Genomic DNA, 15832 nt, shown 5'->3' with positions numbered 1-15832 from the left:
ATGAATCTGCGGAAGCTCGCTGCTGCCCTGACCGTTCCCGCCCTCGCCCTGGCGCTCGCCGCCTGCGGCGGTGGCGACGAGGGGGGCACGTCGCCGTCGGGCGCGAAGCTGGTCAAGGCCGACACCCTGACCATCTGCACGCACCTGCCCTACAAGCCGTTCGAGTTCAACGAGGGTGGCGAGGTCGTCGGCTTCGACATCGACGTGCTCAAGATCGCGGCCGATGCCGAGAAGCTCGAGACCGAGGTCGTCAACATCGGCTGGGAGACCATCGTCTCCGGTGAGGCGCTCAACTCCGGCAAGTGTGATGTCGCCGCGGGTGCGATGACGATCACCGAGGAGCGCGAGAAGGTCATGGACTTCACCGAGCCCTACTTCGAGGCCACCCAGGCGCTGATGACCAAGAAGGGCGCCGGCTTGGCCTCGCTCGACGATCTCGCCGGCAAGACCGTCGCGGTCCAGGAGGCCACCACCGGGGCCGACTACGTCAAGGAGAACGCCCCCGAGGACACCAAGATCATCACCCTCGAGGACTCCGCGCTGATGATGCAGGCGGTCAACTCCGGCAAGGCCGACGCCGGCGTCAACGACAACGGTCTGCTCTACGACTTCGTCAAGTCCAACCCGGAGATGGAGATCACCAGCGAGTTCCAGACCGGTGAGGCGTACGGCTTCACCGTCAAGAAGGGCGGCAACGACGAGCTGCTCGAGGCGCTCAACAAGGGCATCAACGACAAGGCCGCCTACGACGAGGTCTACGCCAAGTGGTTCGGGGAGGCTGCCGCGCAGTGACTGACGCGGCAGTGGTTCCCAAGAAGCGGATGTCGCCGCGCAAACGCGCGGCGCTCGTCCGCTACATCCAGTACGCCATCTTGGTGCTGCTGGTCGTCGTCCTCGCCCTGATCGCCGACTGGGGTGAGATCAGGCGGGCGTTCCTCGACATCGACATCGCCTCGCAGCTGTTTCCCGATGTCATCCTGATCGCGCTCAAGAACACGATCGTCTACACCGCCTGCGGCTTCGTCTTCGGTCTGGCGCTGGGACTGGTCTTGGCGCTGATGCGGCTCTCGAGCGTGGGTCCCTACCGGTGGATCTCCACCGGCATCATCGAGCTCTTCCGTGGGCTGCCGGCGTTGGTCGTCTTCCTGGTGCTCGGCCTCGGCCTGCCGATCGCCTTCGGTGTGAACCTCGGCAACATCCCCACGGTGACGCTGGCGCTCGGTCTGGTCGGCGGCGCCTACATGGCCGAGACGATCCGCGCGGGCATCCAGGCGGTGCCGAAGGGGCAGTACGAAGCGGCCCGCACCCTGGGCATGACCCACACGCGCGCGATGGTCACGATCGTGATCCCGCAGGCGTTCCGCATCATCCTGCCGCCGTTGACCAACGAGCTGATCCTGCTCACCAAGGACTCCTCGCTGATCTACGTCATCGGTCTGTCCCTGGACGAGTACGAGCTGACCGCGTTCGGCCGGGAGAACATGAACGCCTTCGCCAACCTGACCCCGATGGTCACGATCGCGCTGTGCTACCTGCTGATCACGGTGCCGCTCTCGATCGTCGTACGCCGCATGGAAGCCAAGTCCGGGAAGGCCCGCTGATGACCCAGACCGAGACGACACCGGCTGCCGAGCGCGGCGCGGCAGTGATCGACGTACAGAACCTGCACAAGTACTTCGGTGACAACGAGGTGCTCAAGGGCATCGACTTCCACATCGCGCGCGGAGAGGTCGTCTGTGTCATCGGGCCCTCGGGCTCCGGGAAGTCGACGCTGCTGCGCTGCGTGAACCTCCTCGAGGAGCCGACCAGCGGCACGATCCTGGTCGACGGCGAGGAGATCACCGACCCGGACGCCGACGTGGACGGGCTGCGGGCCCGGATCGGGATGGTCTTCCAGCAGTTCAACCTGTTCCCGCACATGACCGCTCTGCGCAACCTGACCGTCGCGCAGGAGAAGGTGCTCAAGCGCGGTAAGGCCGAGTCGCTGGAGATCGCTCGAACCAACCTGGAGAAGGTCGGGCTCTCGGACAAGGCCGACGCCTATCCTGCTCACCTCTCCGGCGGCCAGCAGCAGCGCGTCGCCATCGCGCGAGCGCTGTCGATGAGCCCCGACATGATGCTCTTCGACGAGCCCACCTCCGCGCTCGACCCGGAGCTGGTCGGTGATGTTCTGGCCGTCATGAAGGATCTGGCAGCCGAGGGCATGACGATGATGGTCGTCACCCACGAGATGAGCTTCGCCCGCGAGGTGGCCGACAAGGTCGTCTTCATGGACGGTGGCGTCATCGTCGAAGAGGGCCTCCCCGCCGACGTCCTCGGCGACCCGCAGCATGAGCGCACCAAGGAGTTCCTGGCCCGCGTGCTCTGAGGCGTCTGTTCACCGGGTCACCCTCGGTGAACAGACGCGGGCGACAGCGGCCGTGACCGCCGCGAGGGCGAGGCAGAGACCTGCGCCCGCGAGCCAGACGATCGGTGTCCCGAGGGACATCAGCCCGGTCGCGAGCATCGGCCCGATCGTCTGTGCGATGCCCCAACAGGTCCCGTACGCCGCCAGGTAGCCCGCTCTGGTGACGTCGGTCGCCAGACCGGCAACCAGGGCGATCGGCGGGCCGAGCAGGAGCACCTCGCCGAGGGCGACGATCGCGCAGCCGAGGGCCAGCAACGGCAACGGCGCTGCGTACGCGATCACGGCGAAGCCGACCGCCATCAGGACCAGTCCCGCGCGCATCAGCGGGAACGGCCGCCCGGCGGCGCCGCGGAGCAGGCGTTGGCCGGCGATCGTGACCAGCGCGGCGACCACGAGCAGCCAGCCGGTCGCGGCGGCGTCGTGTCCGCGAGCGGAGACGGTGAGGGGGAGGGCGACCGTGCTCAGGATCCACGCGGTGGCGAAGCCGGTGCCGAGGGCGAGCATCGTCAGGAGCCGGCGGTCACGCCAGGGGCTTGCGCCGGACCTGTCCCGGGGCGAGCGTGGCCCGCTGGTGTCGCGTACGAGCGCGAGGACCAGCGCCGCCGCAGACAGGCAGGTGAGGGCGTCGGCGACGAAGAGCAGTCGGAGGTCGACGCCGCCCACGACCGCCGCCAGCGCACCTGCTGCGACGCCGGCCACCGCCATCGCTGCGCCGTAGAGCCCGTACGCCTGCGGCCGCCGCTCCGGCTCGACGCACTCTGCGATCAGCGCCTGAGAGGCGGGCTCGTAGATCTCATAGGCCAGCCCGAGCAGCGTCGCGCCGACGAGCGCACCGAGGACTCCGGGGGAGGCGGCGATGACCAGCTGAGCCGCTGCGCAGGCGACCAGTCCTGCGACGATCGTCGGTCGTCGGCCCACGGTGTCGGCCAGCCAGCCGCCGAGGAGCCGAGAGGGAATGGTGGCGAGGCCGAAGACGGCCACCACGGCTCCTGCGGTCGTGAGCGAGGCGCCGTGGACCTCGACCAGGGTGACCGCCAGGAACGCCATGGCGAACGAGCCCAGCCGGTTGACCGCCCGGGCGATGACCAGTGCGACGAGAGCCCGCGGCCATCGCGTGCGTTGGTGACTGGTCAATGGTTGAATGACGGTCATGAGTGAGACCGTAGATCCAGCTCTGGTGACTGGTCAAATACATTTCGACAGTCACGTGCACACGGTGACGGAGCAGGCGTGCAAGCTCGTCAACGCCCTGACCGCCGGTCACGACGGCACGCGCGCCGTCGAGCCGCCACCGCTCGGGCAGCGCGCCGGGGTCGTACAAGGCCTGTTGGCCCGTCCCGACTATCAGCCGCGGGTCGACGACGCCGCAGCCGACGGGCTGGTCGCGCTGGCCGGATCGCTCCGCGTGGTGTTCGAGGCTGCGGCGAACGGCGACCTCGACGCCGCTGCGACCCAGGTCAACTCGCTCATGCGGGAGATGGGCTCGGTCCCGCAGCTCGACCGGGCGCGCGGGGGAGGTTGGGCGCTCCACTTCCACGGACGCGAGTCCGGGCTCGTGGTCGGCTGGGGCGCGGGTATCGCTGCCGGTCTGGCGCTGGCCATCGGCTCCGACCTGGCCGGCCGCCTCGGCGTCTGCCAAGCCGACCCGTGCGACCGGGTCTTCGTCGACACATCCAAGAACGCCGGCCGCCGCTTCTGCTCCACCCGCTGCCAGAGTCGCGTGAAGGCGGCCGCGCATCGCGCTCGCCAGAAGTAGTTCGGGACGTTCTTGTCCATCTACCGGCGAGTAATGGGCAGGAACGTCCCGAACTACCTTCTAGGGTTGCCGCGTGCGAACCGACTCTGGATCCGAGTCGGTCCTGCGGCTCACGACCAACGAACCGTGGCGTACGCACGGGGCGGCACTCAACGGTCGAGAGGCCGAGATCCAGGAGATGCTGGAGGGAAGTGGAGTGCCCGCGCCGCGGTCACTTGCCCTGGACCGTCAGGGGGAACGCTGTGAGCATCCAGCACACCTGATGACGCTGCTTCCCGGGCAGGTCGACCAGCTGAGGACGGACACCGACTCGCTCGGTCTGCTCGCGCAGCTGCTCGCCGACATCCATGCGATCGAGCCGACCATCCCGGTGCGGATCTATCAGTCGTGGGCCTGGGAGGCGAAGTTCGTCGTCCCCGACTGGGCTGTCGATCGCGGCTTGTGGGAGGACGCGTTCGCCCTGTTGCGAACGGCTCCGCCCGCGTACGAGTCGTGTTTCATCCACCGTGACTTCGCTCTGCGAAACGTGCTCTGGTCGGGGGACCGGATCAGCGGGGTCGTCGACTGGGTGGAGACATCCATCGGGCCGGCGTGGCTGGACGTGGCGCACTGCGCATCGAACATCGCCGTTCGTCAGGGCAACGTGCCGGCGGACGCATTCGCCATCGACTATGTCGCGCGGACCGGGAGAGAGCCGCAGCCGTACTTCGACGTGATGGACGTCGTCGGATTCCTGCCACCACCGGGTCGTTCGCCGATCTGGTCCGATCGGGCGATGCTGGTGCGGCTCGAGGAACGGCTCGCCGCGGTGCTGGCGCGCTGCCAGTAGGGTCTGCGTCGTGCCGACGCCTGATGACTACTTCGTGATCCTGGGAGAGCTGCAGTCCGAGTTCGCGGCCGCGTTGAAGCAGGCCGACCCGGACCGGCCGGTGCCGTCGTGCGACGACTGGTCCGTCGGTGACCTCGCCGACCACCTGGCCGGGGTGCACCACTGGGCGGCCGCGATGGCGCGCGACGAGGACGCGGAGGCGCTGCCGGTCCCGTTGGACCTGATCGCGACCTACGAGGCGCAGGCCGCCGAGCTGCGCGAGACGCTCTCCGGACTGGGACCGGACGCGACCGGCCGGATCCTCAACGGGCTGACCGAGGACGGTCGTGGGCCGGTCTCCTTCTGGTTCCGACGTCAGGTGCACGAGACCCTGGTCCACCTCTGGGACATCCGCTCGGCGCTCGGCCTCTCCACGCCCGAGGCGACCCCGGAGCTCTGGGCCGACTCAGCCGACGAGGTGCTGACCGTCATGTACCCGCGGCAGATCGCGTTGAAGCGCGCCCGGAAGATCGTGACCCGCATCGAGCTCACCGCCACCGACACCGGCCACACCTGGGCGCTCGGGGCTCCGAACGCGGTGCAGAAGGTGTACGTCTCCGGCTCCGCCCGGGACCTGGCCCTCCTGCTGTGGGGCCGCCTGTCTCCGAGGTCCGCCGGTCTGAAGGTCACCGGCGATTCGGCAGCCCTCGACGAGGCCTTGACCCGCGCGATCGTCCCCTAGGTCGATCGGTCGACCAGCGGCGAGCCTCGTCAGTGCCCGGTGAGCCGCAGCCGGTCGGCGCGGCCGGTCCAGTGGCCGACCCAGACCGCCCCAGCGAGCGAGAAGACCCCGAGCGCGACCGGCGCGGCGGCGATCGAGAAGACCGCGGCCAGACCGGAGACCAGCAGCGGCCCGCCGGTGCCGCCGATGTCGCCGCACAGCCGCCAGCCCCCGAGGAACTGCGCCCGACCGTCGGCCGGCGCGGCATCGGCGCCGAGCGTCATCACGATCCCCGACCCAAGGCCGTTGCCGATCGCGATCAGCGCCATCACGGCACCCAATGTGAGTGCCGAGTCGGTGAGGGGCAGCAGCAGGCAGCCGATGCCGACGGAGAGCACCACCGGGACCGCCACGATCTGGCGTCCCTTGTGGTCGAGCAGCCAGCCGCCGGGGAAGGTGAGGGCGATGTCGACGAGCGCGGCGCCGGCGAAGAGGAGGGAGACCACCGAGGCCTCGAGGTGGATGTGGTCGGCCCACAGCGGGAGCAGGCCGATCCGTACGGACCGCGAGATCCCGATGATCACGACGGCCACGCCGAGCGTCGCGAAGGTCCGGCGGTACGCCCACAGCACGCTGCGTACGCTCAGATGGACGTGCTCACGGGATCGGGTTCGGCCGAGCTCGGGCATCCAGCCACCGATCACCGCCGAGCACAGCGACATCGCGGCCGCGAACAGGAAGACCACGTGGAGGCTGAAGACGTGGATGAGCCCGGCGCCGAGAAGCGGTCCGACGAAGACCCCGATCCGGAAGGAACCGCCCAGCAGCGCCATCGCCCGCGCCCGGTGGGAGAGCGGGGTCGCATCGATGAGGAAGCCCTGCCGCGCGATCAGGAACGCGGTCCAGCTCATCCCGCTCACGAACACTGCGACGGCGAGCACGGCCACCGAGCTGCTGAGGAACGCCACGGTCATCGCGACCGCGTCGAGAGCCCCGGCGCCCATCAACGTACGCCGCTCGCCGATCCTCGCCACCAGCGACCCGGCCGGCAGCGAGGTGGCCAGCGAACCGATCCCGAGCAGCGCGACCACGAACGCGGCCATGGACGCGTCCGCGCCCAGGTCGGTGGCCCGCAGCGCCAGGACGGGCATCACCGCGCCGTGCCCCATGGCGCTGACGATCGAGGGTGCGTACGCCACCACCGCGATGTCTCGGAACCGGAACTCCCCGGGCGTCGTCTCCGTCGTCACCCCTTTACTCTGCCGGATTCCTTACCAATGCTCACTATTTTTTCGCCCGCCGAGACGTCGCTCCCGTCGGCCGAGACGTCACTCAGGTCGGCCGAGACGTCACTCAGGTCGGCCGAATCGGCAATACGGTGCCCACTCGGCCGACCGGGCTGACGCTTCGGCCGACCGGGCTGACGTCTCGGCTGGGGTGCGTCACCAGCGGGAGTGGACGGCCTCGCGGAAGTGCGTGTCGTAGATCCGGCGTACGCCGCCGAGCAGCTCCTCGGAGAGCGGCGGGAGCGAGCCGGCGGCCGAGTTGGCGTGGGCCTGGGCCGGGTTGCGGGCGCCGGGGATGACGGTGGTGACGCCGGGCTGCTGGGCGACCCAGGCGAGAGCGACCTGAGCCGGGGAGGCGCCTGAGGGGCCGTGCTCGGACACCAGTGCGGCGAACTCCTGAGCGGCCTTCACGCCGGTGGCGAAGTCGACGCCGGAGAAGGTCTCGCCGACGTCGAAGGCCTCGCCGCGACGGTTGTACGTGCGGTGGTCGTCATCGGCGAACGTCGTGGACTCGGAGTAGCGGCCCGACAGCAGCCCCGACGCCAGCGGCACTCGCGCGATGATCCCGACGCCGGCCTCCGCGGCTGCCGGAAGAACGCGGTCCAGCGGCTTGAGCCGGAAGGCGTTCAGGATGATCTGGACGGAGGCCACGTTGGGCCTCGCGATCGCCGCCAGGGCCTGGTCGCAGGTCTCCACACTGACGCCGTATGCCGCGATGACGCCTTCGGAGACCAGCGTGTCCAGCGCGTCGTAGGTGGCCGAGGACTCGATGGTCTCCGTCGGCGGGCAGTGCAGCTGCACCAGGTCGATCGTGTCGACCCCGAGGTTCGATCGAGACCGATCCAGCCACTCGCGGAAGGCGCTCAGCGTGTAGCTCGAGGGGACCTGCTCCGCCCGGCGCCCCATCTTGGTCGCGACGAAGACGTCGTCGTGCGAGCGGAGGAACCGACCGATCACCAGCTCGCTGCGGCCGTCGCCGTAGACGTCTGCGGTGTCGAGGAAGGTCACCCCGTCACCCACCGCGGCCTCGAGGACCGCCAGGGCGTCCGACTCGCTGACCTCGCCCCAGTCGGCGCCGAGCTGCCAGGTGCCGAGACCGATGACCGACGCCGAGCGCCTGATCCTGCCGAAGGTGTGGCTCTCCATGCCGCAAACCTACTGCCCGCCGATTTGGCTGCGCCTCGCGGCGTACGCATAATTGTTGTCTGAAACCAGAGACCGCCGGTTGTCAGGTGTGCATGCACCTGATCGAAGGTTCCGCAGGATGCGGACGGCCCGCGTAGGTGAAGAGCAAGACGAGATCTTACGTCACGCCCTGAGCCTGCGCTCGGGGCGTTTGTCATTCGCGGGCCCGTCGCCGGGGGGATCGATTCCCGGAAGAAGGAGACCCATGGCGCGGGCTGAAAGGCAGGCTGCCGTCGCGGAGATCGCTGAGAAGTTCAGCGCCTCGAGCGGCGCCCTGCTCACCGAGTACCGTGGTCTCACCGTCGGCGAGCTGAAGACTCTTCGCCGCTCGCTCGGTGAGAACGCCAACTATGGCGTGGTCAAGAACACGCTGACCAAGATCGCCGCCAAGCAGAGCGGCATCGAGGGTTTCGACGACCTGCTGACCGGCCCGACCGCGATCGCCTTCATCCAGGGTGACGTCGTCGAGGCGGCCAAGGGTCTGCGTGACTTTGCCAAGGCCAACCCCAACCTTGTCATCAAGGGTGGATACCTGGACGGCAAGGCCATCGACGCTGCTGAGGTGGGCAAGCTTGCCGACCTCGAGTCGCGCGAGGTCCTGCTCGCCAAGCTTGCCGGCGCGATGACCGCGTCGCTGTCGCAGGCGCTCTACGCCTTCAACGCCCTGCCTACGAAGACCGCGCAGCTCGCTGCCGCTCTCGAGGCCAAGGCCGCGGAGGACCCCTCGATCCTCGCAGGTGGTGCCGCTGAGCCGGCCGCCGCCGAGGAGGCTCCGGCCGAGGCGTAATCGCCCCGGTCGTAACTAACCACCACCTGTAACCCGGCCCTGCTGCGTACTCAAACCAAAACGCAGAGGGCCACCAAGAAAGGAAGCCATCATGGCTAAGCTCACCACCGCAGAGCTGCTCGACGCGTTCAAGGAGCTCACCCTCATCGAGCTCTCCGAGTTCGTGAAGGAGTTCGAGGAGACCTTCGGCGTCACCGCCGCTGCTCCGGTCGCCGTTGCCGCTGCCGGCGCCCCGGGCGCCCCGGCCGCTGCCGCTGAGGAGGCCAAGGACGAGTTCGACGTCATCCTCGAGGCCGCTGGTGACAAGAAGATCAACGTCATCAAGGAGGTGCGCGCTCTGACCTCCCTCGGTCTGAAGGAGGCCAAGGAGCTCGTCGAGGGCGCCCCCAAGGCTGTCCTCGAGGCCGCCAACAAGGAGACCGCTGACAAGGCGAAGGAGGCCCTCGAGGCCGCCGGCGCCACCGTCACTGTCAAGTGATCTGAGGGCTTCGGCCCTAGCTCAGCCCGGGTTCGGCGAATTCCGCCGGACCCGGGCTTGCTACATTGCGGAAACAGTTCCGCCACAGGTCGGTCAAGCTGCAGTGCGGCTTTGTGATCGTTCGAACCGCAGGGGGCTACTCGGGAGTAGCCCCCTGCGGTTTGTTTCGTTATCTTGAACACACGCCAGCCACGACCGGTCGCCGATCCGATCGTCGGGTGTAAGCGGGGGACTTCGTCTCGGGTGGTGATCACCGTCACCGTTCGCAGGCCATTATGGTTTACAAAAGTGTGACGCGTGTCGCGGGAAATGCGTAACCACTGTCACACTCTGCCGTTAGTTGGGCAGTAGGGGACTTGAGGGAGACCCCCGCGAACAGGAAGGGAGCCGGCCCGGATGGGTGTAGACGTAAAGATCGAAGGGCTGACCAAGAGCTTTGGTAAGCAGCTCATCTGGAAAGACGTCACGTTGACGCTGCCTGCGGGCGAGATCAGCGTGATGCTCGGGCCGTCCGGCACAGGTAAGTCCGTGCTCCTCAAGACCTTGATCGGTCTGATCAAGCCCGACACGGGCTCTGTGGTCATCGAGGGCGTCGACATCGCCAGCTGCTCGGAGAGGGACCTCTACGAGGTTCGCAAGCTGTTCGGCGTGCTGTTCCAGGACGGCGCCATGTTCGGTTCGATGGACCTCTTCGACAACGTCGCGTTCCCGCTCCGTGAGCACACGAAGAAGAGCGAGTCGGAGATCCGCAACATCGTCATGGAGAAGATGGACCTGGTCGGTCTCATCGGCGCCGAGAACAAGCTTCCCGGTGAGATCTCCGGCGGTATGCGCAAGCGTGCCGGTCTGGCGCGTGCGCTGGTCCTCGACCCCGAGATCCTGCTGATCGACGAGCCCGACTCGGGCCTGGACCCGGTGCGTACGGCGTTCATCAACCAGCTCTTCATCGACCTGAACGCGCAGATCGACGCGACGTTCCTGATCGTGACCCACGACATCAACTCGACGCGTACGGTGCCGGACAACATCGGCCTGCTCTACCACAAGCACCTGGCCATGTACGGTCCCCGCGAGATGTTGCTGAGCTCCGAGGAGCCCGTCGTGCGGCAGTTCCTCAACGCTCAGACGATCGGCCCGATCGGTATGTCCGAGGAGAAGGACGCCGACGAGCTGGCCGCCGAGAAGGACATGGGTCTGCCGCCGCTCCCGCCGATCCCGATGCAGCTCGAGCCGTCCAACGGCATCCCGCGCAAGTACCAGCGCCCGCCGGGCGCCTGGTGCCGGGAGAACGGTGTCACCCCGCCTCCGGGCTCGTTCCAGGCAGATGCGGCAATGGCGCCGGGCGGCATGAAAGCTGATCCAACGAAGGCTCCTCACTGATGTCATCTCTGACCGCCGCCAGGGCCCTGAAGCCGATCGGGACCGCTGGCTCGCTCTTCGCGTTCGCGCTGGATGTGGGGCGAGCCGTCTTCCGGCGCCCCTTCCAGTTCCGCGAGTTCATCCAGCAGGCATGGTTCATCGCGTCGGTGACGATCGTCCCGACCGCGCTGGTCGCCATCCCTTTCGGTGCGGTCATCGCGCTGCAGGTCGGTGGCCTCGTGGCCCAGTTCGGCGCGCAGTCCTTCGTCGGCTCGGCCGCGGTCCTCGCGGTCGTCCAGCAGGCCGCTCCGATCGCGACCGCTCTGCTGGTCGCGGGTGCCGGCGGCTCGGCGATCGCCGCAGACCTCGGTGCCCGGAAGATCCGTGAAGAGCTCGACGCGATGATGGTTCTGGGCATCGACCCGATCCAGCGTCTGGTGGTCCCGCGGGTTCTCGCCTGCATGATGATCGCGGTCTTCCTCAACGGCCTGGTCTCGATCGTCGGTGTCATGGGCGGGTACGTCTTCAACGTCATCATCCAGGGCGGCACCCCAGGTGCCTACCTGGCCAGCTTCACCGCGCTCGCGCAGATGGCCGACCTGTGGCAGGGCCTCGCGAAGGCGCTCGTGTTCGGTCTGATCGCGGCGATCGTGGCTTCGTACATGGGCATGAACGCCGGTGGTGGCCCCAAGGGCGTGGGCGACGCCGTGAACCAGTCGGTCGTCATCACGTTCCTGTTGCTGTTCATCGTGAACTTCGTGATGAGCGCGATCTTCCTGCAGATCATCCCGAGCAAGTCCGGTTAGGAGGGCGAGACGAATGGCGACCATCAAGTCGATCTACGAGAAGCCGGCCAAGAGCCTCGACCACCTCGGTGACGAGCTCGGCTTCTACCTGCGCGCGGTGGCGTGGTTCCCGCGCACGCTCAGACGCTACAAGAAGGAGATCCTCCGGATCCTGGCCGAGGTCACCCTCGGCTCCGGCGCGCTGGCCGTCATCGGTGGCACCGTCGGCGTCATCCTGGCGATGACCTTCTTCACCGGGGCCCAGGTCGGGCTGTCGGGCTACACCGCTCTCGACCAGCTCGGCACGTCGGCCTTCTCCGGCTTCGTGTCGGCCTACTTCAACACCCGCGAGATCGCCCCGCTGGTCGCGGGGATCGCGCTCGCGGCGACGGTCGGCTGCGGTTTCACCGCCCAGCTCGGCGCGATGCGGATCTCAGAGGAGGTCGACGCGCTGGAGGTGATGGCGATCCCGTCGCTGCCCTTCCTGGTCACGACCCGGATGATCGGCGGGCTGATCGCGATCGTCCCGCTCTACGTGGTCGGTCTGCTGTCCTCGTACGTCGCCACCCGGTTCACCGTGATCCTCTTCTACGGCCAGAGCGCCGGCACCTACGATCACTACTTCAACACCTTCTTGCCGCCCGTGGACGTGCTGTGGTCCTTCGGCAAGGTGCTGATCTTCGCGATCGTGGTGATCTTGATCCACTGCTACCACGGCTACAACGCCTCCGGCGGTCCTGCCGGCGTCGGTGTCGCGGTCGGCAAGGCGGTGCGTACGAGCATCGTGGCCGTCTCCGTGCTCGACCTGATGCTGTCGATGGCGATCTGGGGCAGCACGACGACGGTGAGGTTGGCAGGATGACTCAGACACTCAGCCGTGACGGCGTCGAGCACCACGTGCCCGCTCCGCGCAAGCGGAGCGCCGCGGCGCTCGCCTGGGGCAGGCAGAAGGGGAAGGTCCTCGGGGTCGTCTTCATCGCGCTGGTCCTCGCGGCGCTCACCCTGACCTGGGCGCAGTTCACCAACAAGTTCGGCAACTTCGAGGAGATCACTCTCAAGGCCGACCGCGTCGGTCTCCAGCTCCCCGACCGTGCCGACGTCAAGGTCCGCGGCCTCATCGTCGGCGAGGTCCTCGAGATGAAGCCGACCGACGAGGGCGCCGAGCTGACCCTGGGGCTGTTCCCCGACGAGATCAGCAAGGTCCACCCCGACGTGACCGGGGCGATCCTCCCCAAGACCCTCTTCGGACAGAAGTACGTCTCGCTGGTCCCGCCCGAGACCGAGTTCACCGAGTCGATCCAGAGGGGTGCCGTCATCGAGAAGACGAAGATGGCCACCGAGGTCCAGGCCGTGCTGCGTGACCTCTACCCGCTGCTGCGGACGATCCAGCCGGCCGATCTCAACAACACGCTCAACGCGCTCGCCACCGCGCTCGAGGGCCGTGGCGACAAGCTCGGCGAGTCGCTCGACACCCTCGACTCCTACCTGAAGCGGCTGAATCCCGAGATCCCGGCGCTGATCGAGGATCTCGAGCTCGCCACCGAGGTCTCGGGCACCTACCAGGCCGTGCTGCCGGAGATCGGCCAGATCCTCCGCAACTCCATCGTCACCGCGACCACGCTCGAGGACCGCGAGGTGCAGCTCAACAAGATGCTGACCGACGTCACGGCCTTCTCGAACACTGCCGACGGGTTCCTCGACGACAACGAAGACACGCTGATCCAGCTCGGTGAGGTCGGCCGGCCGGTCACCCAGGCGCTGGCCCGCTACGCGCCGATGTTCCCCTGCCTGATCGGAGGCATGGACATCCTGACCGACGAGTTCACCGAGGTGTTCCGCAACTACACCGTCCACATCACGCTGGAGACCATCCCGCACCTGACCCGTCCGTACTCGACCAAGGACAAGCCACGCTACGGCGAGGACAGCGGTCCCCAGTGCGGCGAGCTCCCGAACGCGTCGTGGAACCAGGACAAGCCCTTCGCCCCGTTCCCCAACAAGGACGACGGCGTCGACGAGCCCACCGGAAAGGGCGTCATGCGCTCCGCCACCGGGTCGACTGAATACTCGGCCCTGTCCTATGTCGGTACGTCGGCCGAGGCCGATGTCATCAACGAGCTGTTCGCCCCTGGGATGGGCATGAGCGCAGACGAGGTCCCCGACCTCGGCGCGCTCATGCTCGGTCCGGCCGCGCGTGGAGCGGAGGTGAGCTACGAATGAGCGCAACGAAGCTCTTCGACGCCAAGACCTTCCAGGACTTCTGGAAGCTGGTCGTCTTCATCATCGTCACGACGCTGGCCACCGCTCTGCTCGCGATCACGATCGGCAACGTCACGTTCGGCCGGACCGATGAGTACAAGGCGGTCTTCACCGACGTCACCGGCGTGAACAAGGGCGACGACGTACGCATCGCCGGGGTCAAGGTCGGCTCGGTCAAGGGCATCGAGATCTCCGACGACGCGCGCACCGCAGTGGTCACCTTCACGGTGGACAGCGCGCAGCAGATCGCGACCACGACCGAGGCGACGATCAAGTACCGCAACCTGATCGGTCAGCGCTACCTCGCGCTGACCAACCAGCTGGTGGGCGACGCGTCGGCGATGCAGGAGGGCCAGACCATCCCGGTCGGACAGACTCATCCGGCGCTCGATCTGACGGTTCTCTTCAACGGGTTCAAGCCGCTCTTCCAGGCGCTGTCGCCCAACGACGTCAACACCCTCTCCTACGAGATCGTCCAGGTCTTCCAGGGCGAGGGCGGCACGCTGGAGAGCCTGCTCTCCCACACGGCCTCGCTGACCTCGACGCTGGCCGAGAAGGACCAGATCATCAACGCCCTGATCGACAACCTCACCGAGGTGCTCGAGCACGTGGGCGACCGGGAGAAGGAGCTCTCCAGGCTGATCGTGACCTTCCGTGACTTCGTCGGCGGGCTCAACAACGACCGCGAGGCGATCCTCGGGTCGCTCGACCAGATCTCGGCGCTCTCCGTGGAGACCGCGGACCTGGTGCACGAGGTGAAGGACCCGCTGCTGAATGACCTGCGCGAGGCTCGGCGGTTCTCCGACGAGGTCGCCAAGGACAAGAAGCAGCTCGACGACGCCCTCCAGCTCCAGCCGATCAAGCTGGACAAGATCGGTGCGACGGCAACCTACGGCGGCTGGTTCAACTTCTACCTCTGCGGTATGCGCGGCACGATCCGAGACGCTGAGGGCAAGGACCAGTTCATCGACCTCTACAAGCCCGGTCAAGCGAGGTGCAACCTCGGATGATTCCCTTCCGTGAACGTAACCCTGTCAAGATCGGCGCCGTCTCGATCGCCGTCCTCGTCATGCTGATGGTGATGGCCTTCAAGGCCGACAGCCTGCCGCTGATCGGTGGCGGCACCACCTACTACGCCAACTTCTCCGAGGCCGGTGGTCTCAAGACCGGCGACGAGGTCCGGGTGGCCGGCGTCCGGGTCGGCAAGGTCGACTCGATCGAGCTCGACGGCAACCAGGTCAAGGTCGGCTTCAAGATCCGCGAGAAGGTCAACTTCGGCGAGACCTCCGGGGCCGGCGTACGGGTGAAGACGCTGCTCGGTGACATGTTCCTCGAGCTGCAGCCGGCCGGCGAGGGCCAGATGCGGGCGGGCGCGACCATCCCGGTGGACCGCACCGAGTCTCCCTACGACGTCGTCGAGGCCTTCGAGGGTCTGGCCGACACCTCCGCCAACATCGACAAGGATCAGCTCGCTGCGGCGCTCACCACCCTCGCCGACCTGACCCGGTCGACGCCGGAGGAGTTCCAGGCCGCTCTCACCGGTGTCTCGGACCTCTCGCGAAACCTGGCCGCCAAGGACGAGCGCATCGAGTCGCTCCTGACCCAGCTCGACCGGGTGACCAAGGTGCTCGACGAGCGCGACGAGGACCTCATCACCCTGATGAACGACGCCAACCAGCTCTTCACGGCGCTGGTCGAGCGTCGGGAGGCGGTCCACAACCTGCTCATCTCCACCCAGCAGCTCTCGAAGGAGCTCTCCCAGCTGGTCGATGACAGCCGAGCCGACCTCAAGCCCGCGCTCGAGAGCCTCGACGTGATCCTCGACGTGTTCACGAAGAACGAGGAGAGCCTGGAGAAGTCGCTGCAGCTGCTGGCGCCGTTCTACAAGGTCTTCAACAACACCCTGGGCAACGGCCCCTGGTGGGACACCTACATCCAGAACATGCCTCCCGTCCCGGCTCTCACAGGAGGGAGGACCCCATGAGTGAGCGTCAGCGAATG

17 protein-coding genes are annotated in these 15832 nt (G+C 67.4%); 14 read left to right on the top strand and 3 right to left on the bottom strand.

What is annotated here, in order from left to right; all coding sequences use genetic code 11:
• From H5T77_RS10265 to H5T77_RS10255, 3 genes are read left to right on the top strand one after another with little or no spacing between them, the layout of a single operon-like run.
• Entirely contained in the window at window positions 1-792 is a 792-nt protein-coding gene (locus H5T77_RS10265; protein WP_292648524.1) for a transporter substrate-binding domain-containing protein, read from the top strand.
• Window positions 789-1601: an amino acid ABC transporter permease gene (locus H5T77_RS10260; protein WP_292648521.1), complete on the top strand. Its 813-nt coding sequence runs from the start codon at window positions 789-791 to the stop codon at window positions 1599-1601. The genes H5T77_RS10265 and H5T77_RS10260 overlap by 4 nt, the downstream gene beginning before the upstream one ends.
• Entirely contained in the window at window positions 1601-2368 is a 768-nt protein-coding gene (locus H5T77_RS10255; protein WP_292648519.1) for an amino acid ABC transporter ATP-binding protein, read from the top strand. The genes H5T77_RS10260 and H5T77_RS10255 overlap by 1 nt, the downstream gene beginning before the upstream one ends.
• A 9-nt stretch (window positions 2369-2377) precedes the next feature.
• On the opposite strand, the gene H5T77_RS10250 is transcribed toward H5T77_RS10255, so the two are convergent.
• On the bottom strand, window positions 2378-3559 hold the full coding sequence (locus tag H5T77_RS10250) for an MFS transporter (protein ID WP_292648516.1): 1182 nt from the start codon (window positions 3557-3559) through the stop codon (window positions 2378-2380).
• Here H5T77_RS10250 and H5T77_RS10245 point away from each other — a divergent pair.
• The 3 genes from H5T77_RS10245 (at window position 3558) to H5T77_RS10235 (ending at window position 5713) form a co-directional block, all read left to right on the top strand.
• On the top strand, window positions 3558-4163 hold the full coding sequence (locus H5T77_RS10245) for a CGNR zinc finger domain-containing protein (RefSeq protein ID WP_292648514.1): 606 nt from the start codon (window positions 3558-3560) through the stop codon (window positions 4161-4163). The two genes, H5T77_RS10250 and H5T77_RS10245, sit on opposite strands and share 2 nt — an antisense overlap.
• 73 nt (window positions 4164-4236) lie before the next feature.
• The gene (locus H5T77_RS10240; RefSeq protein WP_292648511.1) at window positions 4237-4992 is read left to right on the top strand and encodes an aminoglycoside phosphotransferase family protein; all 756 of its coding nucleotides are present in this window, start codon (window positions 4237-4239) and stop codon (window positions 4990-4992) included.
• A 10-nt stretch (window positions 4993-5002) separates the two neighbouring features.
• Window positions 5003-5713, top strand: coding sequence for a maleylpyruvate isomerase family mycothiol-dependent enzyme (locus H5T77_RS10235; RefSeq protein WP_292648509.1), 711 nt, complete (start codon window positions 5003-5005; stop codon window positions 5711-5713).
• Between the two features lie 29 nt (window positions 5714-5742).
• Here H5T77_RS10235 and H5T77_RS10230 read toward each other — a convergent pair whose 3' ends face one another.
• Together H5T77_RS10230 and H5T77_RS10225 are read right to left on the bottom strand one after the other, a co-directional pair.
• Window positions 5743-6942, bottom strand: coding sequence for an MFS transporter (locus H5T77_RS10230; protein ID WP_292648507.1), 1200 nt, complete (start codon window positions 6940-6942; stop codon window positions 5743-5745).
• 192 nt (window positions 6943-7134) lie between these two features.
• Window positions 7135-8124 (bottom strand): aldo/keto reductase, encoded by a 990-nt coding sequence (locus H5T77_RS10225; RefSeq protein ID WP_292648504.1) that lies wholly within the window; start codon window positions 8122-8124, stop codon window positions 7135-7137.
• Window positions 8125-8368: 244 nt separating this feature from the next.
• On the opposite strand from H5T77_RS10225, the gene rplJ reads away from it, so the two are divergent.
• The 8 genes from rplJ to H5T77_RS10185 all read left to right on the top strand — a co-directional run bounded on the left by rplJ (window position 8369) and on the right by H5T77_RS10185 (window position 15815).
• Window positions 8369-8950 carry a 50S ribosomal protein L10 gene (rplJ, locus tag H5T77_RS10220; protein ID WP_179660966.1) on the top strand — a complete coding sequence of 194 codons (582 nt, stop codon included), beginning with the start codon at window positions 8369-8371 and terminating at the stop codon, window positions 8948-8950.
• 91 nt (window positions 8951-9041) lie between these two features.
• Window positions 9042-9428: a 50S ribosomal protein L7/L12 gene (rplL, locus tag H5T77_RS10215; protein ID WP_179660967.1), complete on the top strand. Its 387-nt coding sequence runs from the start codon at window positions 9042-9044 to the stop codon at window positions 9426-9428.
• A gap of 396 nt (window positions 9429-9824) precedes the next feature.
• Window positions 9825-10808: an ABC transporter ATP-binding protein gene (locus tag H5T77_RS10210; RefSeq protein ID WP_292648496.1), complete on the top strand. Its 984-nt coding sequence runs from the start codon at window positions 9825-9827 to the stop codon at window positions 10806-10808.
• Window positions 10808-11593 carry an MlaE family ABC transporter permease gene (locus H5T77_RS10205; RefSeq protein WP_292648493.1) on the top strand — a complete coding sequence of 262 codons (786 nt, stop codon included), beginning with the start codon at window positions 10808-10810 and terminating at the stop codon, window positions 11591-11593. The genes H5T77_RS10210 and H5T77_RS10205 overlap by 1 nt, the downstream gene beginning before the upstream one ends.
• Before the next feature lie 13 nt (window positions 11594-11606).
• Window positions 11607-12434, top strand: a complete 828-nt coding sequence (locus H5T77_RS10200; RefSeq protein WP_292648491.1) for an MlaE family ABC transporter permease — start codon at window positions 11607-11609, stop codon at window positions 12432-12434.
• Window positions 12431-13792, top strand: a complete 1362-nt coding sequence (locus tag H5T77_RS10195) for an MCE family protein (RefSeq protein ID WP_292648489.1) — start codon at window positions 12431-12433, stop codon at window positions 13790-13792. The genes H5T77_RS10200 and H5T77_RS10195 overlap by 4 nt, the downstream gene beginning before the upstream one ends.
• Window positions 13789-14841 carry an MCE family protein gene (locus H5T77_RS10190; protein ID WP_292648488.1) on the top strand — a complete coding sequence of 351 codons (1053 nt, stop codon included), beginning with the start codon at window positions 13789-13791 and terminating at the stop codon, window positions 14839-14841. Before H5T77_RS10195 ends, H5T77_RS10190 begins: the two co-directional genes overlap by 4 nt.
• A complete protein-coding gene (locus H5T77_RS10185; protein ID WP_292648487.1) occupies window positions 14838-15815 on the top strand; it encodes an MCE family protein in 978 nt (325 codons plus the stop codon). Before H5T77_RS10190 ends, H5T77_RS10185 begins: the two co-directional genes overlap by 4 nt.
• The last annotated feature ends 17 nt before the right edge of the window (window positions 15816-15832 follow it).

The organism is Nocardioides sp. (assembly GCF_014360585.1).
Classification (GTDB): Bacteria; Actinomycetota; Actinomycetes; order Propionibacteriales; family Nocardioidaceae; genus Nocardioides.
The sequence above is the reverse complement of the archived record's forward strand: the minus strand, read 5'-3'. Positions and strand labels throughout refer to the sequence as shown.